We start from the raw sequence: 25,399 nt of genomic DNA, 5'->3' as shown, positions 1-25,399 counted from the left end.
CTGCGGGCTTTTTGCTACGGCTTAGATCGCGCCGCGGCTGCGCAACAGGTCCAGCACCTGCTTGACGCTTTCTTCCAGCGACAGCGACTGGGTGTCGATCACCAGATCGGCATTGAGCGGCACGTCATAGGGGAAGGACTCGCCCGGGATGTTATCCCCGCCGGCCGCGTACAGGCCCTGCGGATCACGCTCGGCGCACACCGCAGGCGATGCCTGGACGTAGACCGTCAGCAGACGCTCCTTGCCGATCAGGTCCTTGGCCTGCTCGCGCCCTTCGGCACTCGGTGCCACGAACGCGGCCAGGGTCAGCAGGCCGGCTTCGTTGAACTGACGGGCGACGTGGGCCGCACGGCGCCAGTTCTCGGTACGCCCGGCACGGTCCTGGGGCAGGCCCTTGTTCAGGTCATGCCGCAGGTTCTGGCCATCGAGCACATACACCGCGCGCCCCATGTCGAACAGCTTGCGCTCGACCGCGTAGGCCAGGGTGCTCTTGCCCGCACCCGACAGGCCGCTGAACAGCACGGTAGCCGGTTGCTGGCCGAAACGCTGGGCACGCTCTTCGGTGGCTACATGAGCCAGCTTGCCGTGTTGGGTGGCGCTGCCATGGGCCACCGGCTGGGCGATGATCATGCCGGCGCCGACGGTGCCGTTGGTCAAGCGGTCGATGACGATGAAAGCGCCGGTGGTGCGGTTGCTTTCGTAACCATCCAGGGCAATCGGCGCGTCGAGGCTGATCTTGACCTTGCCGATCTCGTTCAGTTGCAGTGCGCTGGCCGCGCCCTCTTCCAGGGTGTTCACATCGACCTTGTGATGGATGCTGGCAATCGAGCCCGGCACATAGCTGGTGGCGCGCTTGATGTCGTACTTCTTGCCCGGCAGCATCGGCTCTTCGGCCATCCATACCAGCATGGCTTCGAAGCTGTCGGTGACCGGCGGCACGTTGTCGGCATGCACCAGCAGGTCGCCGCGGGAGATATCGATTTCATCTTCCATGGTCAGGGTCACGGCCTGGCCCGGGCCGGCCTGCTCCAGTTCACCTTCGAAGGTGACGATGGACTTGACCCGGCTGCTCTTGCCCGACGGCAATACGACGATCTCGTCGCCCTTGTGCACGATGCCGCTGGCCAGGGTGCCGGCAAAACCACGGAAGTTCAGGTTCGGACGGTTGACGTACTGCACCGGGAAACGCAGGTCGGTGAAGTTGCGGTCGCCGGCCACTTCCACGGTCTCGAGGATTTCCATCAGCGACTGGCCGGTGTACCAGGGCGAGCGCTCGCTCTTGTTCACCACGTTGTCGCCCTTGAGCGCCGACATCGGCACGAAGTGCAGGCTGGTGGGCTGCAGCTTCAGGCCCTTGGCGAACTTCAGGTAGTCGGCCTTGATCGATTCGAACACGCCTTCATCGAAGTCCTTGAGGTCCATCTTGTTGATGGCCACGACGATGTGCTTGATGCCCAGCAGGGAGGCGATGAAGCTGTGGCGACGGGTCTGGGTCTGCACGCCGTAGCGGGCGTCCACCAGGATGATCGCCAGGTCACAGGTGGATGCACCGGTGGCCATGTTGCGGGTGTACTGCTCATGGCCGGGGGTGTCGGCGATGATGAACTTGCGCTTGGCGGTGGAGAAATAGCGGTAGGCGACATCGATGGTGATGCCCTGCTCCCGCTCGGCCTGCAGGCCGTCGACCAGCAACGCCAGGTCGATGTCGTCACCGGTGGTGCCGACCTTCTTCGAGTCCCGGGTGATGGCTTCCAGATGGTCTTCGTAGATCATCTTCGAGTCGTGCAGCAGGCGCCCGATCAGGGTGCTCTTGCCGTCGTCGACGTTACCGCAGGTCAAAAAGCGCAGCAGCTCCTTGCGTTCGTGCTGGCCCAGGTACGCGAGGATGTCCTCGCTGATCAAATCAGATTGATGCGACATGACAGCCCCTTAGAAATAACCTTGACGTTTCTTGTCTTCCATTGAGCCGGCGCCATCGTGGTCGATGACCCGGCCCTGGCGCTCGGAAGTTCGCGTCAGGAGCATTTCCTGGATGATGTCCGTCAGGCTCTCGGCCTCGGACTCCACCGCGCCCGTCAACGGGTAGCAGCCAAGGGTACGGAAACGTACTTTCTTTTTGACGATGCGGGCTTTCTCTTCATCGGACAGATGCTCGAGGATGCGCTCGTCATCGATCATGATCAGGGTGCCGTTCTTCTCGATCACTTCACGCTCGGCGGCGAAGTACAGCGGCACGATCGGGATGCCTTCGAGGTAGATGTACTGCCAGATGTCCAGCTCGGTCCAGTTGGACAGCGGGAACACACGGATCGACTCGCCCTTGTTGACCTTGCCGTTGTAGACGTTCCACAGCTCGGGGCGCTGGTTCTTCGGGTCCCAGCGGTGCTTGCTGTCGCGGAACGAGTAGACGCGCTCCTTGGCGCGGGACTTCTCTTCATCGCGGCGGGCACCGCCGAACGCGGCGTCGAAACCATGTTTGTCCAGAGCCTGCTTGAGGCCCTCGGTCTTCATGATGTCGGTGTGCTTGGCACTGCCGTGGGTGAAAGGGTTGATGCCCTGGGCCACGCCATCCGGGTTGACGTGGGTGATCAGGTCCAGGCCCAGCTCTTCGACCATGCGGTCGCGGAACTTGTACATTTCCTGGAATTTCCACTGGGTATCGACGTGCATCACCGGGAACGGCAGCTTGCCGGGGAAGAACGCCTTGCGAGCCAGATGCAACATCACGGCGGAGTCTTTACCGATGGAGTACAGCATCACCGGGTTGTCGAACTCGGCGGCCACCTCGCGGATGATGTGGATGCTTTCCGCCTCCAGCTGTTTCAGATGCGTCAGTTTGTCGACCATGGCTACTCACGAAAGCTTTCTTATGGACGGCCATCGGGCCGTGTTCGAGCGGGGCATGCTAGCACAGCGACCTGCTTCTAATCAGGGAGCCAACTAGAACGAAACGGTATATGAATATACCGCTCCGTTAGGCCCCAAGCGCCACTCTGCGGGAGCTGGCTTGCCAGCACAGGCGCTTTCGGGCGCACCTTCGGGCTGACCGGCAAGCCGGCTCCTGCCGGGGGTCAGATGGGGTTGGGGCAATCGATGAACAGGTGTTCGAGGGCAAAGCGCCGGGCCAGGTAGTCACCCAGGGCCTGGACGCCATAACGCTCGGTGGCGTGATGGCCGGCGGCAATGAAGCTGATGTCGTTTTCCCGGGCACTGTGGAAGGTCTGCTCCGAGGCTTCGCCACTGAGGTACAGGTCGACGCCGGCCTGCACCGCCTGGTCGATGTAGCCCTGGCCGCCACCGGTGCACCAGCCGACCCGACGGATCATCTCGCTGCCTTCGATCAGCAGCGGCTCTCGCCCCATTGCCTCTTGCACCCGGCGGGCAAAGTCCCGCGCGGTCATCGGCTCGCCGAGGGAACCCACCAGGCCGACGACCTTGGGGTTTTCCGGGTCCAGCGGGCCTTCCACGGTGATGTCTAGCTGACGGGCCAGTTGCACGTTGTTGCCCACTTCCGGGTGCAGGTCCAGGGGCAGGTGATAGGCCAGCAGGCTGATGTCGTGCTTGAGCAGGGTTTTCAGCCTACGCTGCTTCATGCCGGTGATGCAGGGGTTCTCGCCCTTCCAGAAGTAGCCGTGATGCACCAGCACCAGGTCGGCCTTGGCCTCCACCGCAGCGTCCAGCAACGCCTGGCTAGCGGTCACGCCACTGACGATGCGCATCACCTGCGGGCGCCCTTCGACCTGCAGGCCATTGGGGCAGTAATCGGCAATACGTGAACTGCCCAGGTAACGGTCCGCTTCTTCCACCAGTGTGCTCAGGGCAACGGCCATAAAAGACTCCTAAATATCCCGTTCAGAGGCACGCGCGGCCTCGTATAATGCGCGACATTATGGGCCGTGCGCAGCCCTTCGTAACCACCCAGGACTTGCTCAATGCTCAAGGCTCTGCGTTTTTTTGGCTGGCCGCTACTGGCCGGCGTGCTTATCGCGTTGTTGATTATCCAGCGCTACCCGCAATGGGTGGGCCTGCCCAGCCTCGACGTCAATCTGCAGCAAGCCCCGCAAACCACCAGCACGCAACAGGGGCCGGTGTCCTACGCCGACGCCGTGGTGATCGCCGCGCCCGCGGTGGTCAACCTGTACACCACCAAGGTCATCAACAAGCCGGCTCACCCGCTCTTTGAAGACCCGCAGTTCCGGCGCTTCTTCGGCGACAACCTGCCCAAGCAGCAGCGCATGGAATCGAGCCTGGGCTCGGGGGTGATCATGAGCCCCGAGGGCTACCTGCTGACCAACAACCATGTGACCTCCGGTGCCGAGCAAATAGTGGTGGCCCTCAAGGACGGCCGCGAGACCCTGGCCCGGGTGATCGGCAGCGATCCGGAAACCGACCTGGCGGTGCTCAAGATCGACTTGAAGAACCTGCCTTCGATCACCGTCGGCCGTTCGGAAAACGTCCGCGTCGGCGACGTCGCGCTGGCCATCGGCAACCCGTTCGGGGTCGGCCAGACCGTGACCATGGGCATCATCAGTGCCACCGGGCGCAACCAGCTGGGCCTGAACAACTACGAAGACTTCATCCAGACCGACGCCGCCATCAACCCGGGCAACTCCGGTGGCGCCCTGGTGGACGCCAACGGCAACCTGACCGGGATCAACACCGCGATCTTCTCCAAGTCCGGTGGCTCCCAGGGCATCGGTTTTGCGATCCCGATCAAGCTGGCCATGGAAGTGATGAAGTCGATCATCGAGCACGGCCAGGTCATCCGCGGCTGGCTGGGGATCGAAGTGCAACCCTTGACCCAGGAGCTGGCAGAGTCCTTCGGCCTGGCCGGGCGCCCGGGAATCGTGGTGGCGGGGATCTTCCGCGACGGCCCGGCGCAGAAAGCCGGGATGCAACTGGGTGACGTGATCCTCAGTATCGATGGCGAACCTGCCGGCGACGGCCGGCGTTCGATGAACCAGGTGGCGCGGATCAAACCGACGGACAAAGTCTCGATCCTGGTCATGCGCAACGGCAAGGAACTCAAGCTGACGGCAGAAATCGGCCTGCGACCACCGCCCGCGCCCGTCAAAGAAGAAGAGTGAAGCTGGGCCCGGCCATGCCGGGCTAACAGCATACATTCTCATTAGTCATGTTATATTGTTTCAATATCGCTATTGGAACAGCCCCATGACGTCCCGAAGAATCCTCCCCTTGGCAGGCCTGACCCTGGGCCTGCTGGCAGATCCGCTGCTGGCCAAAGAACCTGAGCCGCTGGAACTTGAAACCACCCGTATCAGCACTGAATACGAATCCGCCACGGGCCCGGTCAAGGGCTACCGGGCCACACGCTCGGCCAGCGCGACGAAGACCGATACGGCGATCCGCGACATTCCCCAATCCATCAGCGTGATCCCCGCCAGCGTGCTCAAGGACCTGGGCAGCAACAACGTCGAACGCGCCCTGGAGTTTGCCGGCGGGGTTTCCAAGCAGAACAACTTCGGCGGGCTGACCCTGTATGAATACAGCGTGCGCGGCTTCACCACCTCGGAGTTCTACAAGGACGGCTTCAGCGCCAACCGCGGCTACCCCAGCACCCCGGACGCCGCCACTGTCGAGCGCATCGAAGTGCTCAAGGGGCCGGCCGCCAGCCTCTATGGCCGTGGCGATCCCGGCGGCACGGTGAATATCGTCACCAAGAAACCCCAGCCCGAAACCTTCGCGACCTTGCAGACCAGCGCTGGCAGCTGGGACCGCTACCGCACCGCCCTGGACCTCAACACCCCGCTGGATGCCCAGGGCAACCTGCTGTCCCGGGTCAACCTGGCCGTGGAGGACAACCACAGCTTTCGCGACCACGTGGACAGCCGCCGGGTGTTCGTCGCGCCCTCCTTCAGCTGGCAGTTGAACCCGGACACCAGCCTGCTGCTGGAAAGCGAATGGGTGCGCCACAGCTCGACCTTCGACCGCGGCATCGTGGCCCCGAACAATCGCTGGAGCGGCGTCTCCCGCTCGACCTTCCTCGGCGAACCCGATGACGGCAACATCGACAACCATAACAACATGCTCCAGGCCACCCTGGAACACCACCTCAATGACAGCTGGAAACTGCTTCTGGCCAGCCACTACAAGGAGGGCAAGCTCTGGGGCTTCGCCTCCGAAACCCGACCGCTGAACGCCGACCGGCACACGGTCAACCGGCGCTACCGCGAGCGGGACAACAACTGGCATGACAGCATCACCCAGCTGGAACTGCGCGGCCTGTTCGACCTCGGCAGTTGGCAGCATGAACTGCTGATCGGCAGCGAATACGAGAACTACCGCAAGAACGAGCGGGTCACCAGCATTGCCGGCGGCGCCTATGCCATCGATATCTACGACCCGATCTACGGTCAGGCCAAGCCCAACGGCAAACGCTCTGGCACGGACTTTTTCGAGCATGTCGAAAGCCAGGCCCTCAACCTGCAGGACCAGATCATCTTCACTGACCGCCTGCGAGGCATGGTCGGCGCCCGCTTTGAACACTTCGAGCAAAAGATCGACGACCACACCACCGGCAAGCGCAGCCGCCAGAACCACGATGCCCTGACCCAGCGCGCCGGCCTGCTCTACCAACTGACCCCGCAGGTGGGGCTGTTCGCCAACGCCTCCACCTCGTTCAAGCCCAACAATGGGCTGGATGCGGGCGGCAAGACCTTCAAGCCCGAGGAAGGCGTCGGCTATGAAGTGGGGATCAAGAGCGAGCTGTTCGACGAGCGCTTGAGCGCCACCCTCGCCGCCTTCCATATCGACAAGGAAAACGTCCTGGCCCTGGACCCCGGCACCGACTCCAGCCGCGCCATGGGCAAGGCCCGCAGCCAGGGCTTCGACCTGCAGTTCAGCGGCCAGTTGACCGACGCGGTGCGCGTGATAGGCGCCTATGCGCTGATTGATGCGCAAGTCACCAAGGGCGACCCGGCAATCCCCGCCGGCAGCCGCATTCTCGGCGTGGCCAGGCACAGCGCCAGCCTGCTGGGGGTCTATGAATTCCAGGACGGCCGGCTCAAGGGCTCGGACATCGGCGCAGCCATGACCTATGTCGGCGACCGCTCGGGCGAGGCCGGAGGCCGCTTCGAGCTGCCCGCCTACCGCACCCTGGACCTGCTGGCCCACTACAAGGCCAGCGACAACCTGACCCTGGGCCTGAACCTGAACAACCTGTTCGACGAGAAGTACTACGAACGCTCCTACAGCAACTACTGGGTCAATCCCGGCGAACCGCGCAATTTCACCCTCAGCCTCACACTCAACCTGTAGAAGAGAGCCGCCATGCACAGCCTCAAATCCATCGCCCTGCTGGGCCTGCTCGCCACACTGGGCGCCACCCAGGCCTCGGCCCACGGCCTGTGGACCGAACAACGACGCGGCAATGTCGAAGTGATCTACGGCCACGGCGCCGAAGACGACGCCTTCAAGGCCAAGAAAATCAGCGGTGCCTGGGCCTATGACGGCGCGGCCAGAATGATTCCGGTGACCGTGCAACGCCTGGCGGACCACGCACGCCTGCAACCGCTCAAACCGCCGGCGGTACTGGCCGTGGCACTGGACAACGGCCCCTGGTCGCAAACCGCGGACAAGCGCTGGGTCAACCAGGGTCGCAGCAAGGTCCCGGGGGCCATCGCCTCGACTCACACCTACAAGTACAGCCTGGCGATCTATCAACCGGGAGCGAAGCTGCCCAAGCTGGAACAGCTCAAGCTGGTGATCCTGCCGGAAGTCGACCCGCTGACCGTCGGCCCGGGCAAAAACCTGCCGGTGCGGGTGCTGCTGGATGGGCAGCCGGTGGCCGGGGTGAAGTTGATTGGCGATTACCGCAATGCACCGAGCACCCTGAGCACCGAGACCGATGCCCAGGGACGCGCCCAAGTGCTGGTGAGGAACGAAGGCTTGAACGTGATTGCCGCAGAGCTGGAGGTAGCGCTCAAGGACAACCCGGATGTGGCCTCACGCGGCCTGTTCAGCTCCCTGACCTTCCTCGGCGAGCCGCACCACGAATAAAGGTACGGCCACCTCGGAAGCCAGGCGCCTGGACTACAGCTCGCCCAGGCCGTCGATCAGCGCCTGGTTCTGTTCCTGTGTGCCGATGCTGATCCGCAGGAACTGAGCGATCCGCTGCTGCTTGAAGTGGCGCACTATCACCCCTTGCTCGCGCAGCTTGGCCGCCAGGCCGGCTGCGTCGTGCCGCGGGTGGCGGGCAAAGATGAAGTTGGCCGCCGACGGCAGCACTTCGAAGCCTTTGGCCTGCAACTGCGCCACCACCCATTCGCGACTGTCGATCACTTGCTGGCAGGTCTTGGCGAAGTACTCGCGGTCCTCGAAAGCCGCCGCCGCTCCGACGATCGCCAGGCGATCCAGCGGGTAGGAGTTGAAGCTGTTCTTGACCCGCTCCAGGGCCTCGATCAGATCCGGGTGCCCTACCGCCAGGCCCACTCGCAAGCCGGCCAGGGAGCGCGACTTGGACAGGGTCTGGGTCACCAGCAGGTTCGGGTAGCGATCCACCAGGCTGATGGCGGTCTGGCCGCCGAAGTCGATGTAGGCCTCATCCACCACCACCACGGAATCCGGGCTGGCCTTGAGGATCTGCTCCACCGCATCCAGGGCCAACAGGCAGCCGGTGGGCGCATTCGGGTTGGGGAAGATGATCCCGCCGTTGGGCCTGGCGTAGTCGGCCACGCGGATCTGGAACTGCTCGTCCAGCGGCACCGCTTCGTGCTCGATGCCGTACAGGCCGCAATACACCGGGTAGAAGCTGTAGCTGATGTCCGGGAACAGCAGCGGTTTTTCCTGCTGCAGCAGGCCGTGAAAAATGTGCGCCAGGACTTCGTCGGAACCGTTGCCGAGGAACACCTGGTTACCCTGCACCCCGTAGTAACTGGCTACCGCCTGCTTGAGCAGGTCACTGTTGGGGTCCGGGTACAGACGCAGGTTGTCGTTGAGTTCGGCCTGCATCGCCGCCAGGGCCCTGGGCGACGGGCCATAGGGGTTTTCATTGGTGTTGAGCTTGACCAGCTTGGTCAGCTTGGGTTGTTCGCCCGGCACGTAGGGCACCAGGTTCTTGACGAACGGACTCCAGAATTTGCTCATGTTCATTGCCCCTGATCTTGGTCGTCGACGATGCGGTATTCGGCGCTGCGGGCGTGGGCGGTCAGCGACTCGCCACGGGCCAGCACCGAGGCGGTGCGGCCCAGTTCAGAGGCGCCCTGCTCGGAGCAGAAGATGATCGACGAACGTTTCTGGAAGTCATACACCCCCAGCGGCGACGAGAAACGCGCGGTGCCGGAAGTCGGCAGCACGTGGTTCGGCCCGGCGCAGTAATCCCCCAGCGCTTCGCTGGTGTGGCGGCCCATAAAGATCGCCCCGGCGTGGCGGATCTGCGGCAGCCAGGCTTGCGGGTCGGCCACGGACAGCTCCAGGTGCTCGGGGGCAATGCGGTTGGCCACTTCAATGGCTTGCTGCATGTCGCGGACCTTGATCAGGGCTCCACGGCCGTTGATCGAGGTGTTGATGATTTGTGCGCGCTCCATGGTTGGCAGCAGCTTGGCGATGCTTGCCGCGACTTTATCCAGGAACTCGGCATCCGGGCTGACCAGGATCGCCTGGGCGTCTTCGTCGTGCTCGGCCTGGGAGAACAGGTCCATGGCGATCCAGTCCGGGTCGGTCTGGCCGTCGCAGACCACCAGGATTTCCGACGGGCCGGCGATCATGTCGATGCCGACCTGGCCGAACACATGGCGCTTGGCGGTGGCCACATAGATGTTGCCCGGGCCAACAACCTTGTCCACCTGGGGCACGCTTTCGGTGCCGTAGGCCAGCGCGGCCACGGCCTGGGCGCCGCCGATGGTGAACACCCGATCGACCCCGGCGATGCAGGCGGCAGCCAGTACCAGTTCGTTGACCTCGCCACGCGGGGTCGGCACCACCATCACCACCTCGGTAACGCCCGCCACCTTGGCCGGAATCGCGTTCATCAACACCGACGACGGGTAGGACGCCTTGCCCCCCGGTACGTACAGGCCGGCGCGGTCCAGCGGCGTGACCTTCTGGCCCAGCACCGTGCCGTCGGCCTCGGTGTAGGTCCAGGAGTCCTGTTTCTGCTTCTCGTGGTAGCTGCGCACCCGCGCCGCGGCCTTTTCCAGGGCTTCGCGCTGGGCCACGGTGATCCGGGTCAGGGCCAGCTCCAGGCGCTCGCGCGGCAGGATCAGGTCTGCCATGGAGGCCACTTGCAAGCCGTCAAAACGCTGGGTGAACTCCACCAGCGCCGCATCGCCGCGCTCGCGCACGGCCTTGATGATGTCCAGCACCCGCTGATTGACCGAATCGTCAGAGACACTTTCCCAGCTCAGCAGATGATCCAGATGACGGGCGAAATCCGGGTCGGCAGCGTTGAGTCGGCGAATTGCAGTCGGAGCGGTCATAGCGAAGGCCTCAATGATTGGCGAATGCACAAAAGGGCAAGCTTGGATTTGCAAAGCTCAGGCGCCGCAAGACTACCAAGCCATCCGCGTGGGCACCTGAGCATTCTGGCTATGACGCGGATAGATGGGCGCGGCTCAAGGCCACGCATGTGAATCAGCCGCGGTGTCGCGATTCCACTGCCTTGCGCAGGGTATCGATCAACGCCTGGATACGGGCGTGCTGCATCTTCATCGATGCCTTGTTGACCACCAGGCGGGAGCTGATGGTAGCAATCAGTTCCTGGGGTTCCAGGCCGTTGGCCCGCAGGGTATTGCCAGTGTCGACCACGTCGATGATCTTGTCGGCCAGGCCGATCAGCGGCGCCAGCTCCATGGAACCGTAGAGCTTGATGATGTCCACCTGACGACCCTGCTCGGCGTAGTAGCGCTTGGCTACGTTGACGAACTTGGTGGCCACGCGCAGGCGGCCCTTGGGTTCTGCGGCGCCAATGGCACCGGCAGTCATCAGCTTGCACTGGGCAATCTGCAGGTCCAGTGGCTCATACAGGCCCTGGCCGGTGTACTCCATCAGGACGTCCTTGCCGGCCACCCCGAGGTCGGCAGCGCCATGCTCGACATAAGTCGGCACGTCAGTGGCACGCACGATCAGCAGGCGGACATCGTCCTGGGTCGTGGGGATGATCAGTTTGCGGCTCTTGTCCGGATTCTCGGTTGGCACGATGCCCGCTTCAGCCAGAAGCGGCAGCGTGTCGTCGAGGATACGGCCCTTGGACAGTGCGATGGTCAACATGAGTAACGTAAGTCCTTATGCGGCGACTGATGCCCGGACGCAAACGGCGCCAGACATGCGTCGAGCCTGAAGACAGGCTCGACGTGAAACAGATTCGACTGTGGGCACCTCCCTGTGCCCGTCATGCAACTAGCCCGGTACGCGGCGGATCTTGGCGCCGAGCATCTGCAGCTTCTCTTCGATGCACTCGTAACCACGGTCGATGTGGTAGATGCGATCGATCAGGGTGTCGCCTTCGGCCATCAGGGCCGAGATCACCAGGCTGGCCGAAGCCCGCAGGTCGGTAGCCATGACAGGCGCGCCCTTGAGGATTTCGGTACCGGTAACGATGGCGGTGTTGCCTTCGACCTGGATCTTGGCGCCCATGCGGTGCAGCTCATAGACGTGCATGAAGCGGTTTTCGAAGATGGTCTCGATCACCGCGCCAGTACCTTCGGCAATCGCGTTCAGGGAAATGAACTGCGCCTGCATGTCGGTGGGGAACGCCGGGTACGGAGCGGTACGCACGTTGACCGCCTTGGGGCGCTTGCCGTGCATGTTGAGTTCGATCCAGTCGCTGCCGGTGGTGACTTCAGCGCCGGCTTCCTTGAGCTTTTCCAGAACGGCTTCAAGGATGGTCGGATCGGTGTCCTTGACCTTGACGCGGCCGCCGGTGACGGCTGCAGCCACCAGGTAGGTGCCGGTTTCGATACGGTCAGGCATCACTTTGTAGATCGCCGAATGCAGACGCTCGACGCCATCGATGGTGATGGTGTCGGTGCCAGCGCCGGAAATCTTCGCGCCCATGGCGATCAGGAAGTTCGCCAGGTCCACGACTTCTGGTTCGCGAGCGGCGTTCTGCAGCACGCTGCGGCCACGGGCCAGGGCTGCAGCCATCATGATGTTCTCGGTACCGGTCACGCTCACGGTATCGAAGAAGAAATTCGCGCCGCGCAGGCCACCCTCAGGCGCCTTGGCCTTGATGTAGCCGCCTTCGACGTCGATCACCGCGCCCATGGCTTCCAGGCCGCGGATGTGCAGGTCTACCGGACGCGAGCCGATGGCGCAACCGCCAGGCAGGGCCACTTCGGCTTCGCCGAAACGGGCAACCATCGGGCCCAGTACCAGGATCGAGGCGCGCATGGTTTTCACCAGCTCGTAGGGTGCCACCAGGGTCTTGATGGTACGCGGGTCGATTTCGACGCTGAGCTTCTCGTCGATCACCGGCTCGATGCCCATGCGACCGAACAGCTCGATCATGGTGGTGATGTCGTGCAGGTGCGGCAGGTTGGCCACGGTGACCGGGCCATCGCACAGCAGGGTTGCCGCCAGAATCGGCAGCGCGGAGTTCTTGGCCCCGGAAATGCGGATCTCGCCATCAAGGCGAACGCCGCCGGTAATAATCAATTTATCCATAACAGTCTCGACGCCCTTGGGCTCAGGTGCGCTCGGCCCAGGCCGCGCGGCTGAAAAATTTCATGGTGATCGCGTGGATGCTGCCATCGGCAATCCATGGATTCAAATGGGCATAGATGCTCTGCTGACGCTTCACCGGGCTCAAGGCCGACAGTTCGTCGCTAATCACGTTCAGCTGAAAGTTGCAGCCTTCGCCCTCAACTTCTACCTGAGCTCCGGGCAGCTTTCCCTCAAGAAAGCTCTTCACTTCGTTGGCCTGCATGCTCAACCTCAATCGGCGCCCTGTGCGCGCGGGTCGGACATCATACAAAAAAGCCCCGCGCCTGCGAACCCCGCATAGCAGGACTCTGACGGGGGGCTTCTATATAGAGATGTGGGTTATTGGGGATGGGCGAAGATTTCGGTGACTCCGGAGACCTCGGCGATCTCGCGCATGTCCTCGGGCAGCGCACGAACGCTCACCGCCTTGCCCAGTGCCTGGCCATCACGCATAAAGGCCAGTAGCAGCGCGAGGCCGACGCTGGAGGACTTCTCCACCGCCGAGCAATCGAGCACCAGCGCCGGTGCCTGGCTCGACTTGATCAGTGCCTGGCCCTGCTTGCGCAGGCCCGGGCCGCTGCGGTAATCCAGCACGCCACTGATCAACAGTTCCCCGGCGTCACCGAGGCGCACGGCCGATTCACTCATTGCGCAGCCTTTTGTGCAGCGTCTTCGGTCACTTCCTTGGCCTTGGCCACCTCACCGGCCCAGCCGTCGATGGTCTTGTCCAGGTTGTTGCCGTTGCGCTGCATCGCATCGGCGAACTGATCGCGGAACAGCTTGCCGATATTGATGCCATTGATGATCACGTTACGAATCTTCCATTCGTCGTTGATCTTCTCCAAGGTGTAGGACACCGGGTAGATCGCCCCGTTATTGCCTTTCACCTGCATGTCGACGCTGGTACGGGTGCCGCTTTCATCCTTGGGAGGAGAAATGGTGATGCCCTGGTTGTTGTACTCCAGCAACGCATTGCCATAGAACTGGATCAGGCTGCGCTTGAAGTTCTCCTGGAAGCGCGACATCTGCTCCGGGGTGGCCTTGCGCGAATACTTCACTGTCATGATGCTGCGGGAAATCCCGTCGGCATCCACCGCCGGGCCGACAATGCCGTTCAGGGCGTTATAGAAGTCGGATGGGCTTTGCTTGTACTTCTCTTTATTGGCTGCCAGATCGGCCAACAACCGATTGGTAGTGTCCTGCACCAGGTCATGGGCGGACGTGGGGCTCGCCGCATTTGCCAGCAACGGCAGGGCAGCGAGCAGCACCAACAGGCCACGTCGCAAGATAGAAATCATCGAAAAACTCCTCATTTGGCGTCTTTGCTAACGGTATTGAGCAGGAATTTACCGATCAGGTCCTCCAGTACCAGCGACGACTGGGTGTCGTGGATGGTTCCACCATCCTTGAGCAAGGCTTCTTCCCCGCCCACGCTGATACCGATGTATTTCTCACCCAACAGGCCAGCAGTCAGAATAGATGCAGTGGAGTCAGTCGGCAGATTATCCACGCGCTTTTCCAATTGCATCGTTACCCGGCCAGTGAAGCTGTCACGGTCCAGATCGATCGCCGTGACCTTGCCAATGGTCACGCCGGCCATGGTCACTTTGGCTCTGACCGTCAAACCGGCGATATTGTCGAAGTAGGCGTAAAGTTTATAAGTATCGGTGCTCGCGGTTGGAGACAAGCCACTGACTCGCAGGGCAAGCAACAGCAAAGCCAGGATGCCGGCCAGCAGGAAAAGGCCGACACCGATTTCCAGGGTGCGGTTTTGCATCAGAAATCTCCAAACATCAAGGCGGTCAGAATAAAGTCCAAGCCGAGTACGGCCAACGAGGCATACACCACGGTCTTGGTAGTGGCACGGCTGATCCCCTCTGAAGTGGGCTCACAGTCATAGCCTTGGAAAACGGCGATCCAGGTCACTACAAACGCAAAAACAATACTTTTGATCACACCGTTGAGCACGTCACCACTGAAGGTCACGCTGTTCTGCATGTTCGCCCAGTAGGAGCCGTCGTAGACTCCCAGCCAGTCGACAGCGACCCACGAACCGCCCCAGATGCCCACCACGCTGAAAATCATCGCCAGCAACGGCAGGGAAATGAAGCCGGCCCACAGGCGCGGCGCAATGATGTACTTGAGCGGGTCGACACCGATCATCTCCAGGCTGGAGAGCTGCTCGGTGGACTTCATGTTGCCGATTTCCGCGGTCAGCGCCGAACCGGCACGCCCGGCGAACAGCAGCGCAGTCACTACCGGCCCCAGCTCCCGCAACAGGGTCAGGGCCACCATCTGCCCCACCGCCTGCTCCGAACCGTAGCTGGAAAGGATATTGAAGCCCTGCAGCGCCAGCACCATGCCGATGAAGATCCCGGACACGACAATGATCACCAGGGACATCACGCCCACTGAGTGCAGTTGCTTGACCAGCAGGCCAAAGCTGCCGCCTATGCCACCGCGGCCCAGCAACGCATGGAACAGGAACAGCGTGGAACGCCCCAGTACCGCCAGGACATCGATGCCTGAGCGACCGAAGAGGCGAACCCTCTCGATTAGCGATATTTTGCGCATCAGCGCTTCCCCAGAAGATCTGCGCGGTAGTCCGTCGCTGGAAAGTGGAACGGCACCGGGCCGTCGGGATCGCCCTTCATGAACTGACGGATACGCGGATTATCGGAGTCCATCAGCTCTTCGGGAGTTCCCTGGCCCAACACCTGGCCATCGCCCACTACATATAGGTAGTCGGCAATGCTCGCGGTTTCCGCCAGGTCGTGGGAAACCAGGATGCTGGTGATGCCCAGGGCATCGTTGAGCAGCCGGATCAGGCGCACCAAAACGCCCATGGCAATGGGGTCCTGGCCCACGAAAGGCTCGTCGTACATGAGGATCTGCGGATCCAGCGCAATCGCCCGGGCCAGGGCGACCCGGCGCTTCATGCCGCCGGACAGCTCGTCTGGCATCAGATCGACCGCGCCGCGCAAGCCCACCGCCTGTAACTTGAGCAGGACGATGTCACGAATCATTTCGTCCGGCAGTTGGGTGTGCACCCGCAGCGGAAAGGCCACGTTCTCGAACACGTCCAGGTCGGTGAACAGTGCGCCGCTCTGGAACAGCACGCCCATCTGCTTGCGCGCGTCGAACAGATCGCTGCGCGATAGGCTCGGCAGATTCTGGCCATTGACCCACACTTCGCCGCTGCTGGGCCGCAACTGCATGCCCATCAAGCGCAACAGGGTGGTCTTCCCACAGCCGGAAGGCCCCATGATGCCGGTGACCTTGCCCCGCGGAATACGGATATCCACGTTATTGAAAATGCTGCGCGTACCGCGCTTGAAGGACAGTCCCTTCAGCTCGACCGCGTAGGCGTTATCGGCACTCATCTAAACTCCTTGCGATGCAGCCTATCACTCGGACGCTTGGCTCCCTGCCGGGAGTACATGCCCCTGGGCAGGCCGAACTGGCGGCGAACTATATCACTGCTGATACGGAGCCCCCAAGGCCGACGCCACCCCCGTTCAGGTCGACGACAGGCAAAAACCAGACTTTCCTCGCGCCCGGTAGACAAAGCCTGACGAACTTGCGTGAGGGATTTGTTCATTACCGCTATAATCGCCGCCTTTTCATCGGGCTATACGATTTCAGACATGAGCCAATCCAGCGACCTGATTCAATCAGCACAACGCACCATCCGCCTCGAACTACAGGCAGTAGAAGGCCTGCTGCCCCATATCGACGCAGATTTCGTACGCGCTTGCGAGATGATTCTGGCCAGCAAAGGCCGCGTAGTAGTGGTCGGCATGGGCAAGTCCGGGCACGTCGGCAACAAGATTGCCGCTACCCTGGCCAGCACCGGGACCACGGCTTTCTTCGTCCATCCTGCCGAAGCCAGCCATGGCGACATGGGCATGATTACCCGCGATGACGTGATCCTGGCCCTCTCCAACTCCGGCTCCACCAACGAAATCGTCACCCTGCTGCCCCTAATCAAGCGTCTGGGCATCCAGTTGATCAGCCTCACCGGCAACCCCGAGTCGCCGCTGGCCAAGGCGGCTGACGTCAACCTCAACGTCCACGTCGAGCACGAAGCCTGCCCGCTGAACCTGGCACCGACCTCCTCGACTACCGCCGCCCTGGTCATGGGCGACGCCCTGGCCGTGGCGCTGCTGGAAGCCCGCGGCTTCACTGCCGAGGACTTTGCCTTCTCCCACCCGGGTGGTGCCCTGGGCCGTCGCCTGCTGCTCAAGGTGGAGAACGTCATGCACGAAGGCAGCGATCTGCCCCAGGTGCAACGCGGCACCCTGCTCAAGGATGCGCTCATGGAAATGACCCGCAAGGGCCTGGGCATGACCGTGATCCTGGAGGCCGACGGCCGCCTGGCCGGGATCTTCACCGACGGCGACCTGCGTCGCACCCTGGATCGGGCCATCGATATACACCATGCCACCATCGATTCGGTGATGACCCCTCATGGCAAGACCGCACGTGCCGACATGCTGGCCGCCGAAGCCCTGAAAATCATGGAAGACCATAAGATCAGCGCCCTGGTGGTGGTGGACAAGGAAGACCGGCCGATCGGCGCCTTGAACATGCACGACCTGCTGCGCGCGGGAGTGATGTGATGAGTGCCGACCTGCTGCAACGCGGTAAAAACATCAAGCTGGCGGTATTCGATGTCGACGGCGTGCTGACTGACGGGCGCCTCTACTTCCTCGAAGACGGCAGCGAGTTCAAGACCTTCAACACCCTGGACGGCCAGGGCATCAAGATGCTCATGGCGGCCGGCGTGCAGACGGCGATCATCAGCGGGCGCAAGACCCCGGTGGTAGAGCGCCGGGCCAAGAACCTGGGGATTCCCCACCTGTACCAGGGCCGCGAAGACAAGCTGGTGGTACTGGACGAGCTTCTTGGCCAACTGGGCCTAAGCTATGAACAGGTCGCCTATCTGGGCGACGATTTGCCCGACCTGCCGGTGATCCGCCGCGTGGGGCTGGGCATGGCGGTGGCCAATGCCGCAGCGTTTGTCCGCGAACACGCCCACGGCGTCACGGTGGCCCGCGGCGGCGAAGGTGCCGCCCGCGAGTTCTGCGAACTGATCCTGCGTGCCCAGGACCGCCTTGAAGCAGCCAATGCCGCTTACTTATAGAGCCTTCCCATGCTGAGCAAAAAGATTCGCAACATCCTGATCTTCGGGACCATCGCCCTGCTGTTCGCAGCGGTCGGTTACTGGAACATCAGCCCGGAACGCTTCCTCGACAAGCCGGTGGCCCAGGTCGACGAAAGCGCCATTGACTACTACGTGATCAACGCCCGCAGCGTGCAGTACCTGCCCGACGGCAAACTGCAGTACGAAATGACCTCGGACAAGGTCGAGCACGTCAAGGCCAGCGAAGTGACCCTGCTGACCAAGCCGGACCTGCAGATGTACCGTGGCACCACGCTCCCCTGGCATGTCCAGAGCGAACGCGGCGAGGTCAACCCGGACGGCACCGAGGTCGAGCTGATCGATTCGGTACGGGTTTCCCGCACCGACGAGCACAACCGCAACCTGCTGATCACCACAACCCGCATGACAGTATTCCCGCAGAAGCAATATGCGCAGACCGAGCAAGCCGTTAGAATCGACGGCGCCGGCGGCGTGACTACGGCCAAGGGAATGAAAGCGTATTTGAAAGACGGCAGGATGAACCTGCTATCGAACGTAAGAGGACAGTATGAGGCTCGTTAAAACCCTCCCTATTTTGCTCAGTCTGGGCGCAGCACTGGGAAGCGTGAGCGCCTGGGCTCTGCCGAACGATAGCCAACAGCCGATCCGCATCCAGGCCGACGACGCCCAGCTGGACGACAAGAACGGCGTGGCCACCTACAAGGGCGATGTCATCATCACCCAGGGCTCGATGAAGATCACCGGTAACACCGTGACCATCACCCGGTCCAAGACCGGTGAAATCGACGTGGTGACCTCGGTGGGCAACCTCGCCTACTTCGAGCAACTGCAGAAGCAGACCGACCCGAAACCGGTCCAGGCCTACGCCGTGACCATCCAGTACCATGCCCAGCAGAACCGCATCGTGCTGATCGACAAGGCCAAGGTCATCAACGACGGTAATACCACCGAAGGCGAGAAGATCGTCTACGACACCGTCAAGCAGGTTGCCAACGCCGGTCGCGCCAATGGCAGCTCGGTTACCGCGCCGCGTCCGCGGATCGACATGGTCATCCAGCCGAAAAAGAAAACCGACGAGCAAAAGGCCCAGTAATGGCAACTCTGAAAGCTCAGCACCTGGCCAAGAGCTACAAGAGCCGCCAGGTCGTGCGTGATGTCAGCCTGTCCATCGACAGCGGTCAGATCGTCGGCCTGCTCGGCCCCAACGGCGCCGGCAAGACCACCTGCTTCTACATGATCGTCGGCCTGGTCCAGGCCGATCAGGGCCGCGTCCTGATCGACGACCTGGATGTCAGCCACCAACCGATGCACGGCCGAGCACGCGCCGGTATCGGCTACCTGCCCCAGGAAGCCTCGATCTTTCGCAAGCTGTCGGTGGCCGACAACATCATGGCCATCCTCGAGACCCGCAAGGAGCTCGACAAGGCCGGCCGTCGCCAGGAACTGGAAAGCCTGCTGCAGGAATTCCACATCAACCACATCCGCGACAACCTCGGCATGAGCCTGTCCGGTGGTGAGCGGCGCCGCGTGGAGATCGCCCGGGCCCTGGCCACTGCGCCCAAGTTCATCCTGCTGGACGAACCCTTCGCCGGTGTCGACCCGATCTCGGTGGGCGATATCAAGCAGATCATCCACCACCTCAAGGCCAAGGGCATCGGGGTGCTGATCACCGACCACAACGTCCGCGAAACCCTGGACATCTGTGAGACCGCCTACATCGTCAACGACGGGCAACTGATCGCCGAAGGCGACTCCGAGACCATCCTGGCCAACGAACTGGTCAAGGAAGTCTATCTGGGCCATGAGTTCCGCCTGTAAGGGCTGATGTGTTGGGCTGGACGCCAGGGCGCCGGGAACAATAAAACCCTACAAACTTTATTGTTACAGCGCTCTAGGCAAACACTTCAGTTTCAGGCATATAATTTGCTTATGTTTGGCGCTCCGGCGCCCTGTAGTGGATGGCGCATGTGCGCCGGCAAATAAGGTGTTAAGCCCCTGCCATGAAACCATCGCTAGTCCTTAGAATGGGCCAGCAGCTGACGATGACACCGCAGCTGCAACAGGCCATCCGCCTGCTCCAATTGTCGACCCTGGACCTGCAACAGGAAATCCAGGAAGCCCTGGAGTCCAACCCGATGCTCGAGCGCCAGGAAGAAGGCGACGACTTCGACAACAGCGACCCCCTGGCCGACAACACCGAGTCCAAACCCAATACCGAGATCCAGGAGCCCTCCTACCAGGAAACCGCCCCCACGGTGGACAACCTCGAGGACGGTGAGTGGAACGAGCGCATCCCCAACGAACTGCCGGTCGACACCGCCTGGGAAGACGTCTACCAGACCAGCGCCAGCAGCCTGCCCAGCAGCGATGACGACGAGTGGGACTTCACCACCCGCACTTCCGCGGGCGAGAGCCTGCAGAGCCACCTGCTCTGGCAACTGAACCTGGCGCCGATGTCGGACACCGACCGCCTGATTGCCGTGACCCTGATCGACTGCATCAACAATCAGGGCTACCTGGACGAAACCCTCGAGGAGATCCTCGAAGCCTTCGATCCGGAACTGGATATCGAACTGGACGAGATAGAAGCCGTCCTGCACCGCATCCAGCAATTCGAACCCGCAGGTATCGGCGCCCGCAACCTGGGCGAGTGCCTGTTGCTGCAACTGCGCCAGTTGCCGGCGAAAACGCCCTGGCTGGGCGAGGCCCAGCGCCTGGTCAGTGACTACATCGACCTCCTGGGCAGCCGCGACTACAGCCAGCTGATGCGACGCATGAAGCTCAAGGAAGATGAGCTGCGCCAGGTCATCGAGCTGGTGCAGAGCCTCAACCCCCGCCCCGGATCGCAGATCGAATCCAGCGAAGCCGAATACGTGGTCCCGGACGTCATAGTGCGCAAGGACAACGACCGCTGGCTGGTGGAACTGAATCAGGAGTCCGTGCCGCGCCTGCGGGTCAACGCCCAGTACGCCGGTTTTGTACGCCGCGCCGACACCAGCGCCGACAACACCTTCATGCGCAACCAGTTGCAGGAAGCCCGCTGGTTCATCAAGAGCCTGCAAAGCCGCAATGAAACCCTGATGAAGGTCGCCACCCAGATCGTCGAGCATCAGCGCGGCTTTCTCGAATATGGCGATGAAGCGATGAAGCCGCTGGTTCTGCACGATATCGCCGAGGCGGTGGGCATGCACGAATCGACGATTTCCCGGGTGACCACGCAAAAATTCATGCATACCCCACGGGGCATATATGAACTGAAATACTTTTTCTCCAGCCACGTCAGCACTTCGGAAGGCGGTGAATGCTCGTCCACGGCGATCCGCGCGATCATCAAAAAATTGGTGGCCGCGGAAAATCAGAAAAAGCCGTTGAGTGACAGCAAGATCGCTGGTTTACTGGAGGCACAAGGCATTCAGGTAGCCCGTCGTACCGTCGCCAAGTACCGCGAATCCCTTGGGATCGCGCCTTCCAGCGAACGTAAGCGGTTGATGTAGCCGCAGGGCTGGCCACAGCGTTTCAGAGTGTGTTTGAAAAGGGCCCGGTGCCGTTTTCAAACCTAGTCTAGGTGGCAGGCAACCCAGCCTGCCGCGTTATGCACTGGCAACGAAGGAGAAGCTGTATGCAAGTCAACATCAGTGGACACCAACTCGAAGTGACTGAACCCCTGCGCGTCTACATCGGCGAAAAACTCGACCGGCTGGAGAGGCACTTCGACAAGATTACCAATGTACAGGTCACCATGGCTGTCGAGAAGCTGAAGCAGAAAATCGAAGCCACCCTGCACATCCACGGTGGGGAGGTCGTTGCCAACGCAGAACATGACGATATGTATGCCGCCATCGACCTGCTCACGGACAAGCTTGACCGCCAACTGAAAAAGCATAAGGAAAAGCAACTCCACCTTCTCCAAGGCACGGGTCGCTAACACTCCCCTCCCATGATCCGACTTGAAAGCATCCTGACCCCCGGCCGTTCCCTGGTGAACGTGCCGGGCGGCAGTAAAAAACGCGCCCTCGAACAAATTGCCAACCTGATCAGCCGTGAAGTGCCTGATCTGGAGATGCAGGATGTCTTCGAGAGCCTGATTGCCCGTGAAAAACTCGGTTCCACCGGTTTTGGCAACGGCATCGCCATTCCCCACTGCCGCCTCAAAGGCTGCGAGTCGCCCATCAGTGCGCTGATGCACCTGGACGCTCCGATCGATTTCGACGCCATCGATGGCGCACCGGTCGACCTGCTGTTCGTCCTGCTGGTTCCGGAAGCCGCGACCGATGCACACCTGGAACTGCTCCGGCAGATCGCCAGCATGCTCGATCGCAAGGAAGTCCGTGACCGACTGCGCAGCGCCACCAGCAACGAAGCCTTGTATCAGGTCGTTCTGGACGAGCAAAACGGTCAGTAATCATGCGTTTGATCATCGTCAGCGGCCGCTCCGGCTCAGGTAAAAGCACCGCCCTCGATGTTCTCGAGGACCACGGCTACTACTGCATCGACAACCTGCCAGCCGGCTTGCTGCCGGAACTGGCTGAACGTGCGTTGATCCACACCGAACTGGCGCAACCTTTGGTGGCGGTGTCCATCGATGCCCGCAACCTGCCCAGTCATCTGTCGCGCTTCCCCGAATTGCTGGAAGAAGTACGCAGCCGGCATATCCAGTGCGACGTGCTGTACCTGGATGCCGACGAAGAGACCCTGCTCAAGCGCTTCTCCGAGACCCGTCGGCGCCACCCGCTGAGCAGCGCCAACCGCTCCCTGGCCGAAGCCATCCACGATGAAACCCAACTGCTGGGGCCGATCGTCGACCTGGCCGATCTCAAGGTCAACACCACCAACCTGAACCTTTACCAACTGCGCGACACCATCAAGCTGCGACTGTTGAACCAGCCGGAACCCGGTACCGCATTCCTGGTGGAGTCCTTCGGCTTCAAGCGCGGCATGCCGGTGGATGCAGACCTGGTGTTCGACGTGCGCTGCCTGCCCAACCCGTATTGGAAGCCCGAGTTGCGCGCCCAATCAGGCCTGGATGCGCCCGTGGCCGAGTATCTGGCGGCGCAACCCGATGTCGAGGAAATGTTCCAGGACATCTCCAGCTACCTGCTCAAATGGCTGCCACGCTTTGCCGCCAGCAACCGCGCCTATGTGACCATCGCCATCGGCTGCACCGGCGGGCACCACCGCTCCGTGTACCTGACCGAGCGCCTGGGCCAGGTCCTGCAAAAATCCCTGAAGAACGTCCAGGTTCGCCACCGCGACCTTAGCTGAAAGGATCTACCCCGCGATGCCAGCTCTGGAAATCGAGATCATCAATAAACTGGGCCTGCATGCCCGTGCCTCGGCCAAGTTCGTCGGCGTGGCCGGGCAGTTTCCCTGCCAGATCCGCGCCGGCAGGACCCCGGACTCCATGGTCGACGGCAAAAGCATCATGGCCATGATGATGCTGGCCGCCGGCAAGGGCACCAGGATCCACCTGAAGACCGAAGGCGAGCAGGAACAGGAAGCGATGGATGCGCTGGTGGCACTGATCAACAACTTCTTCGACGAAGGCGAGTAGGCCCGGGCGGGCCCCTCACCATACGGCCCTCAGGCGAGTGCCGTATCCATGACCATCATCAGGCAGAAACCGATACACAGGCCAAGGCTGGCAAGCTTGTCATGGCCATTGCGACGCGACTCCGGAATCACTTCATGAGTGACCACCAGCAGCATCGCCCCCGCCGCCAGGGCCAGGCCCAAGGGCAGCAATACCTGCGCCAGGCTCACCAGCCAGGCGCAGAGCAAGGCAAAGACCGGCTCCACCAGACCTGAAGCCGCACCAATCAGGAATGCCTTGACCCGCGACATCCCCGCCCCCGCCAATACCAGGGCAATCACCAGGCCTTCCGGTACATCCTGCAGGGCAATGCCCATGGCCAGGCTGTCCGCATCCGGCATGCCGCCTCCGGCCGACACCCCCACCGCCATCCCTTCAGGAACGTTGTGAGCAATGATGGCGAAGACGAACAGCCAGATACGCGGGGCAATCACCGGATGCTCTGGCGTGCCCACCAGCACCTCCGGGCTGCCCCCCGAGACCTTGAGATCCACCAGGAACAGGCCAAAGGCCCCGAGCATGATGCCGGCGCAGATCAGGCCGCTGGAGCCCCAGGCAGACAAGCCCAGGTCCTGGGCCGCAGCGATGCCGGGGACGATCAGCGAAAATGCCGTGGCCGCCAGCATCACTCCGGCACCAAAGCCCAGCAGGGTGTCGCTCACCGCCACCGGCATCCGCCGGATCACCAGCACCGGGACCGCCCCCAGCGCCGTGCCCAGTGCGCAGATCGAACCGCCCTGCAAGGCGCGCAGCAAACGCGGCTCCAGGTTCAGCCAGCTCAACCCTTGAGCCACCAGCAACGCCGTGCCCGCCAACAGCAACAGCGAACCGAAGGCATAACGAAACATTCGCCCGCTGCTGATTGCCAGTGTTTCAGTGCCCATAGTCGGCCTTAGATCTTGTTTTGATGGAAAGGTATCAAGCCATCGCGGCCTGGTAGCGCTGAGCGACTTCCGGCCAGTTGATGACGTTGTAGAAGGCGTTGATGTATTCCGGGCGGCGGTTCTGGTAGCGCAGGTAGTAGGCGTGCTCCCACACATCCAGACCGAGGATCGGCGTATTGCCGTTCATCAGCGGGCTGTCCTGGTTACCGCTGCTTTCCACCACCAGTTTCTTCTCCGGTGTCACGCTGAGCCAGGCCCAGCCACTGCCGAAACGGGTGAGTGCGGCCTTGGTGAAGGCTTCCTTGAAGCTCTCGAAACCACCCAGTTGCTGCTCGATGGCTTGCCCCAGGGCGCCTTGGGGATGACCGCCACCGGCGGGCGTCATCACCGCCCAGAACAGCGAATGGTTGGCATGCCCGCCACCCTGGTTGATCACCGCAGCACGCAGTTTTTCCGGCAGTTGCTGAACGCTGGCTACCAGCTTTTCCACCTCCCACCCTGCCCATTCGGTCCCCTCGACGGCGGCGTTGAGGTTGTTGATGTAGGTCTGGTGATGCTTGGTGTAGTGGATTTCCATGGTTTGCGCATCGATGTGCGGTTCCAGGGCGTCGTAGGCGTAAGGCAGTGCAGGCAAGGTAAAGGACATATCAATGGGCTCCGTAAGAGGGGCTGTCTGGTTGCGGGCTGTCGGCTGACAGGCCCGCGACGTTGCTGTCCAGCAAACGGTGAGTGCGCGGGTATTCGCCGTGATCACCGATGAAATTCAGCAGTTCGACGTAGGTCTTGCTGCTTTGGCGCAAGGCCGCTTCCCGCAGGGCTGTGGGCAAGCGGCTGTCCTGCATGGTCTGCAGCAACCGCTGATGGATGGCGCAGAGGTATTCCGCGCTCTCCTCCGGCTGATTGAGGCGCAGGTGCAGGTCTGCCAGGTTGTGATGGGAAATCACACAGGCCGCTACCGCTTCGTCGGCATCCGACCAGCGCTCGAACAGCACCTGGGCCAGGGCCAGCGCCTGCAGGTAGAACTCGCGAGCATCCACCAGCTCGCCCTGCATAAAGAGGCGATTGGCCCTTTCGATCGTGCGTTTCCAGTGCTCCATG

At 62.0% G+C, this 25,399-nt stretch carries 29 protein-coding genes; 13 read left to right on the top strand and 16 right to left on the bottom strand.

What is annotated here, in order from left to right; genetic code table 11:
- Positions 1-21 precede the first annotated feature (21 nt).
- The 3 genes from cysN to ABCR88_RS04890 form a co-directional block, all read right to left on the bottom strand.
- Positions 22-1,920: a sulfate adenylyltransferase subunit CysN gene (gene cysN / locus ABCR88_RS04900; protein WP_041115984.1), complete on the bottom strand. Its 1,899-nt coding sequence runs from the start codon at positions 1,918-1,920 to the stop codon at positions 22-24.
- Positions 1,921-1,929: 9 nt separating this feature from the next.
- Entirely contained in the window at positions 1,930-2,847 is a 918-nt protein-coding gene (gene cysD / locus ABCR88_RS04895; protein WP_011059289.1) for a sulfate adenylyltransferase subunit CysD, read from the bottom strand.
- A 224-nt stretch (positions 2,848-3,071) separates the two neighbouring features.
- Positions 3,072-3,830, bottom strand: coding sequence for a Nif3-like dinuclear metal center hexameric protein (locus tag ABCR88_RS04890; RefSeq protein ID WP_019093347.1), 759 nt, complete (start codon positions 3,828-3,830; stop codon positions 3,072-3,074).
- A 102-nt stretch (positions 3,831-3,932) separates the two neighbouring features.
- On the opposite strand from ABCR88_RS04890, the gene algW reads away from it, so the two are divergent.
- The 3 genes from algW (at position 3,933) to ABCR88_RS04875 (ending at position 8,019) form a co-directional block, all read left to right on the top strand.
- Positions 3,933-5,087: a Do family serine endopeptidase AlgW gene (algW, locus tag ABCR88_RS04885; protein ID WP_011059287.1), complete on the top strand. Its 1,155-nt coding sequence runs from the start codon at positions 3,933-3,935 to the stop codon at positions 5,085-5,087.
- An 85-nt stretch (positions 5,088-5,172) separates the two neighbouring features.
- Positions 5,173-7,278 (top strand): TonB-dependent siderophore receptor, encoded by a 2,106-nt coding sequence (locus ABCR88_RS04880; protein ID WP_350404187.1) that lies wholly within the window; start codon positions 5,173-5,175, stop codon positions 7,276-7,278.
- Between the two features lie 12 nt (positions 7,279-7,290).
- A complete protein-coding gene (locus tag ABCR88_RS04875; RefSeq protein ID WP_041115982.1) occupies positions 7,291-8,019 on the top strand; it encodes a DUF4198 domain-containing protein in 729 nt (242 codons plus the stop codon).
- A gap of 33 nt (positions 8,020-8,052) precedes the next feature.
- Here ABCR88_RS04875 and hisC read toward each other — a convergent pair whose 3' ends face one another.
- The 10 genes from hisC to ABCR88_RS04825 all read right to left on the bottom strand — a co-directional run bounded on the left by hisC (position 8,053) and on the right by ABCR88_RS04825 (position 16,043).
- The gene (gene hisC, locus ABCR88_RS04870; protein ID WP_011059284.1) at positions 8,053-9,105 is read right to left on the bottom strand and encodes a histidinol-phosphate transaminase; all 1,053 of its coding nucleotides are present in this window, start codon (positions 9,103-9,105) and stop codon (positions 8,053-8,055) included.
- A gap of 2 nt (positions 9,106-9,107) precedes the next feature.
- Positions 9,108-10,436, bottom strand: coding sequence for a histidinol dehydrogenase (hisD, locus tag ABCR88_RS04865; protein ID WP_015634167.1), 1,329 nt, complete (start codon positions 10,434-10,436; stop codon positions 9,108-9,110).
- Positions 10,437-10,590: 154 nt separating this feature from the next.
- Positions 10,591-11,226, bottom strand: a complete 636-nt coding sequence (gene hisG, locus ABCR88_RS04860) for an ATP phosphoribosyltransferase (RefSeq protein ID WP_011059282.1) — start codon at positions 11,224-11,226, stop codon at positions 10,591-10,593.
- 129 nt (positions 11,227-11,355) lie between these two features.
- Positions 11,356-12,621 (bottom strand): UDP-N-acetylglucosamine 1-carboxyvinyltransferase, encoded by a 1,266-nt coding sequence (gene murA / locus ABCR88_RS04855; protein ID WP_011059281.1) that lies wholly within the window; start codon positions 12,619-12,621, stop codon positions 11,356-11,358.
- 22 nt (positions 12,622-12,643) lie between these two features.
- A complete protein-coding gene (locus ABCR88_RS04850) occupies positions 12,644-12,883 on the bottom strand; it encodes a BolA family protein (protein WP_011059280.1) in 240 nt (79 codons plus the stop codon).
- Positions 12,884-12,999: 116 nt separating this feature from the next.
- A complete protein-coding gene (locus ABCR88_RS04845) occupies positions 13,000-13,308 on the bottom strand; it encodes an STAS domain-containing protein (RefSeq protein WP_011059279.1) in 309 nt (102 codons plus the stop codon).
- Positions 13,305-13,958, bottom strand: a complete 654-nt coding sequence (locus tag ABCR88_RS04840) for an ABC transporter substrate-binding protein (protein WP_350404184.1) — start codon at positions 13,956-13,958, stop codon at positions 13,305-13,307. Before ABCR88_RS04840 ends, ABCR88_RS04845 begins: the two co-directional genes overlap by 4 nt.
- 11 nt (positions 13,959-13,969) lie before the next feature.
- Positions 13,970-14,437 carry an outer membrane lipid asymmetry maintenance protein MlaD gene (gene mlaD / locus ABCR88_RS04835; protein ID WP_011059277.1) on the bottom strand — a complete coding sequence of 156 codons (468 nt, stop codon included), beginning with the start codon at positions 14,435-14,437 and terminating at the stop codon, positions 13,970-13,972.
- Positions 14,437-15,234, bottom strand: a complete 798-nt coding sequence (gene mlaE / locus ABCR88_RS04830; protein WP_011059276.1) for a lipid asymmetry maintenance ABC transporter permease subunit MlaE — start codon at positions 15,232-15,234, stop codon at positions 14,437-14,439. The genes mlaD and mlaE overlap by 1 nt, the downstream gene beginning before the upstream one ends.
- On the bottom strand, positions 15,234-16,043 hold the full coding sequence (locus ABCR88_RS04825; protein ID WP_011059275.1) for an ATP-binding cassette domain-containing protein: 810 nt from the start codon (positions 16,041-16,043) through the stop codon (positions 15,234-15,236). The genes mlaE and ABCR88_RS04825 overlap by 1 nt, the downstream gene beginning before the upstream one ends.
- Positions 16,044-16,307: 264 nt before the next feature.
- Here ABCR88_RS04825 and ABCR88_RS04820 point away from each other — a divergent pair, with 264 nt between their 5' ends.
- From ABCR88_RS04820 to ABCR88_RS04775, 10 genes are all read left to right on the top strand, one after another.
- Entirely contained in the window at positions 16,308-17,282 is a 975-nt protein-coding gene (locus tag ABCR88_RS04820) for a KpsF/GutQ family sugar-phosphate isomerase (RefSeq protein ID WP_011059274.1), read from the top strand.
- Positions 17,282-17,806 (top strand): HAD family hydrolase, encoded by a 525-nt coding sequence (locus tag ABCR88_RS04815; RefSeq protein ID WP_011059273.1) that lies wholly within the window; start codon positions 17,282-17,284, stop codon positions 17,804-17,806. Before ABCR88_RS04820 ends, ABCR88_RS04815 begins: the two co-directional genes overlap by 1 nt.
- 9 nt (positions 17,807-17,815) lie before the next feature.
- Positions 17,816-18,388 carry an LPS export ABC transporter periplasmic protein LptC gene (gene lptC, locus ABCR88_RS04810; protein ID WP_350404181.1) on the top strand — a complete coding sequence of 191 codons (573 nt, stop codon included), beginning with the start codon at positions 17,816-17,818 and terminating at the stop codon, positions 18,386-18,388.
- A complete protein-coding gene (gene lptA / locus ABCR88_RS04805) occupies positions 18,375-18,920 on the top strand; it encodes a lipopolysaccharide transport periplasmic protein LptA (RefSeq protein WP_011059271.1) in 546 nt (181 codons plus the stop codon). Before lptC ends, lptA begins: the two co-directional genes overlap by 14 nt.
- Positions 18,920-19,645, top strand: a complete 726-nt coding sequence (gene lptB, locus ABCR88_RS04800) for an LPS export ABC transporter ATP-binding protein (RefSeq protein WP_011059270.1) — start codon at positions 18,920-18,922, stop codon at positions 19,643-19,645. The genes lptA and lptB overlap by 1 nt, the downstream gene beginning before the upstream one ends.
- A 182-nt stretch (positions 19,646-19,827) precedes the next feature.
- The gene (locus ABCR88_RS04795) at positions 19,828-21,321 is read left to right on the top strand and encodes an RNA polymerase factor sigma-54 (RefSeq protein ID WP_350023609.1); all 1,494 of its coding nucleotides are present in this window, start codon (positions 19,828-19,830) and stop codon (positions 21,319-21,321) included.
- Positions 21,322-21,446: 125 nt separating this feature from the next.
- On the top strand, positions 21,447-21,752 hold the full coding sequence (gene raiA, locus ABCR88_RS04790; protein ID WP_011059268.1) for a ribosome-associated translation inhibitor RaiA: 306 nt from the start codon (positions 21,447-21,449) through the stop codon (positions 21,750-21,752).
- A 12-nt stretch (positions 21,753-21,764) separates the two neighbouring features.
- Entirely contained in the window at positions 21,765-22,229 is a 465-nt protein-coding gene (gene ptsN / locus ABCR88_RS04785) for a PTS IIA-like nitrogen regulatory protein PtsN (RefSeq protein WP_011059267.1), read from the top strand.
- A gap of 2 nt (positions 22,230-22,231) precedes the next feature.
- Positions 22,232-23,089, top strand: a complete 858-nt coding sequence (rapZ, locus tag ABCR88_RS04780; protein ID WP_011059266.1) for an RNase adapter RapZ — start codon at positions 22,232-22,234, stop codon at positions 23,087-23,089.
- A 16-nt stretch (positions 23,090-23,105) separates the two neighbouring features.
- Positions 23,106-23,378, top strand: coding sequence for an HPr family phosphocarrier protein (locus ABCR88_RS04775; RefSeq protein ID WP_011059265.1), 273 nt, complete (start codon positions 23,106-23,108; stop codon positions 23,376-23,378).
- A gap of 29 nt (positions 23,379-23,407) precedes the next feature.
- On the opposite strand, the gene ABCR88_RS04770 is transcribed toward ABCR88_RS04775, so the two are convergent.
- The 3 genes from ABCR88_RS04770 to ABCR88_RS04760 are packed head-to-tail and all read right to left on the bottom strand — an operon-like array spanning position 23,408 to position 25,398.
- Positions 23,408-24,301: a ZIP family metal transporter gene (locus ABCR88_RS04770; protein ID WP_232643008.1), complete on the bottom strand. Its 894-nt coding sequence runs from the start codon at positions 24,299-24,301 to the stop codon at positions 23,408-23,410.
- Positions 24,302-24,335: 34 nt separating this feature from the next.
- The gene (locus ABCR88_RS04765; protein ID WP_011059263.1) at positions 24,336-24,947 is read right to left on the bottom strand and encodes a superoxide dismutase; all 612 of its coding nucleotides are present in this window, start codon (positions 24,945-24,947) and stop codon (positions 24,336-24,338) included.
- 1 nt (position 24,948) lies between these two features.
- The gene (locus tag ABCR88_RS04760; protein ID WP_011059262.1) at positions 24,949-25,398 is read right to left on the bottom strand and encodes a hypothetical protein; all 450 of its coding nucleotides are present in this window, start codon (positions 25,396-25,398) and stop codon (positions 24,949-24,951) included.
- Between the last annotated feature and the right edge of the window lies 1 nt (position 25,399).

The organism is Pseudomonas sp. W17, assembly GCF_040268305.1.
In the GTDB taxonomy this organism is placed as follows: Bacteria; Pseudomonadota; Gammaproteobacteria; order Pseudomonadales; family Pseudomonadaceae; genus Aquipseudomonas; species Aquipseudomonas protegens.
Note: the sequence above shows the minus strand (reverse complement) of the source record. Positions and strands in the feature narration are given on the sequence as shown.

Coding starts and splice junctions, on each gene's coding strand:
- cysN (WP_041115984.1), bottom strand. CDS start 1,920: ATGTCGCATCAATCTGATTTGATCAGCGAGGACATCCTCGCGTACCTG.
- cysD (WP_011059289.1), bottom strand. CDS start 2,847: ATGGTCGACAAACTGACGCATCTGAAACAGCTGGAGGCGGAAAGCATC.
- ABCR88_RS04890 (WP_019093347.1), bottom strand. CDS start 3,830: ATGGCCGTTGCCCTGAGCACACTGGTGGAAGAAGCGGACCGTTACCTG.
- algW (WP_011059287.1), top strand. CDS start 3,933: ATGCTCAAGGCTCTGCGTTTTTTTGGCTGGCCGCTACTGGCCGGCGTG.
- ABCR88_RS04880 (WP_350404187.1), top strand. CDS start 5,173: ATGACGTCCCGAAGAATCCTCCCCTTGGCAGGCCTGACCCTGGGCCTG.
- ABCR88_RS04875 (WP_041115982.1), top strand. CDS start 7,291: ATGCACAGCCTCAAATCCATCGCCCTGCTGGGCCTGCTCGCCACACTG.
- hisC (WP_011059284.1), bottom strand. CDS start 9,105: ATGAGCAAATTCTGGAGTCCGTTCGTCAAGAACCTGGTGCCCTACGTG.
- hisD (WP_015634167.1), bottom strand. CDS start 10,436: ATGACCGCTCCGACTGCAATTCGCCGACTCAACGCTGCCGACCCGGAT.
- hisG (WP_011059282.1), bottom strand. CDS start 11,226: ATGTTGACCATCGCACTGTCCAAGGGCCGTATCCTCGACGACACGCTG.
- murA (WP_011059281.1), bottom strand. CDS start 12,621: ATGGATAAATTGATTATTACCGGCGGCGTTCGCCTTGATGGCGAGATC.
- ABCR88_RS04850 (WP_011059280.1), bottom strand. CDS start 12,883: ATGCAGGCCAACGAAGTGAAGAGCTTTCTTGAGGGAAAGCTGCCCGGA.
- ABCR88_RS04845 (WP_011059279.1), bottom strand. CDS start 13,308: ATGAGTGAATCGGCCGTGCGCCTCGGTGACGCCGGGGAACTGTTGATC.
- ABCR88_RS04840 (WP_350404184.1), bottom strand. CDS start 13,958: ATGATTTCTATCTTGCGACGTGGCCTGTTGGTGCTGCTCGCTGCCCTG.
- mlaD (WP_011059277.1), bottom strand. CDS start 14,437: ATGCAAAACCGCACCCTGGAAATCGGTGTCGGCCTTTTCCTGCTGGCC.
- mlaE (WP_011059276.1), bottom strand. CDS start 15,234: ATGCGCAAAATATCGCTAATCGAGAGGGTTCGCCTCTTCGGTCGCTCA.
- ABCR88_RS04825 (WP_011059275.1), bottom strand. CDS start 16,043: ATGAGTGCCGATAACGCCTACGCGGTCGAGCTGAAGGGACTGTCCTTC.
- ABCR88_RS04820 (WP_011059274.1), top strand. CDS start 16,308: ATGAGCCAATCCAGCGACCTGATTCAATCAGCACAACGCACCATCCGC.
- ABCR88_RS04815 (WP_011059273.1), top strand. CDS start 17,282: ATGAGTGCCGACCTGCTGCAACGCGGTAAAAACATCAAGCTGGCGGTA.
- lptC (WP_350404181.1), top strand. CDS start 17,816: ATGCTGAGCAAAAAGATTCGCAACATCCTGATCTTCGGGACCATCGCC.
- lptA (WP_011059271.1), top strand. CDS start 18,375: ATGAGGCTCGTTAAAACCCTCCCTATTTTGCTCAGTCTGGGCGCAGCA.
- lptB (WP_011059270.1), top strand. CDS start 18,920: ATGGCAACTCTGAAAGCTCAGCACCTGGCCAAGAGCTACAAGAGCCGC.
- ABCR88_RS04795 (WP_350023609.1), top strand. CDS start 19,828: ATGAAACCATCGCTAGTCCTTAGAATGGGCCAGCAGCTGACGATGACA.
- raiA (WP_011059268.1), top strand. CDS start 21,447: ATGCAAGTCAACATCAGTGGACACCAACTCGAAGTGACTGAACCCCTG.
- ptsN (WP_011059267.1), top strand. CDS start 21,765: ATGATCCGACTTGAAAGCATCCTGACCCCCGGCCGTTCCCTGGTGAAC.
- rapZ (WP_011059266.1), top strand. CDS start 22,232: ATGCGTTTGATCATCGTCAGCGGCCGCTCCGGCTCAGGTAAAAGCACC.
- ABCR88_RS04775 (WP_011059265.1), top strand. CDS start 23,106: ATGCCAGCTCTGGAAATCGAGATCATCAATAAACTGGGCCTGCATGCC.
- ABCR88_RS04770 (WP_232643008.1), bottom strand. CDS start 24,301: ATGGGCACTGAAACACTGGCAATCAGCAGCGGGCGAATGTTTCGTTAT.
- ABCR88_RS04765 (WP_011059263.1), bottom strand. CDS start 24,947: ATGTCCTTTACCTTGCCTGCACTGCCTTACGCCTACGACGCCCTGGAA.
- ABCR88_RS04760 (WP_011059262.1), bottom strand. CDS start 25,398: ATGGAGCACTGGAAACGCACGATCGAAAGGGCCAATCGCCTCTTTATG.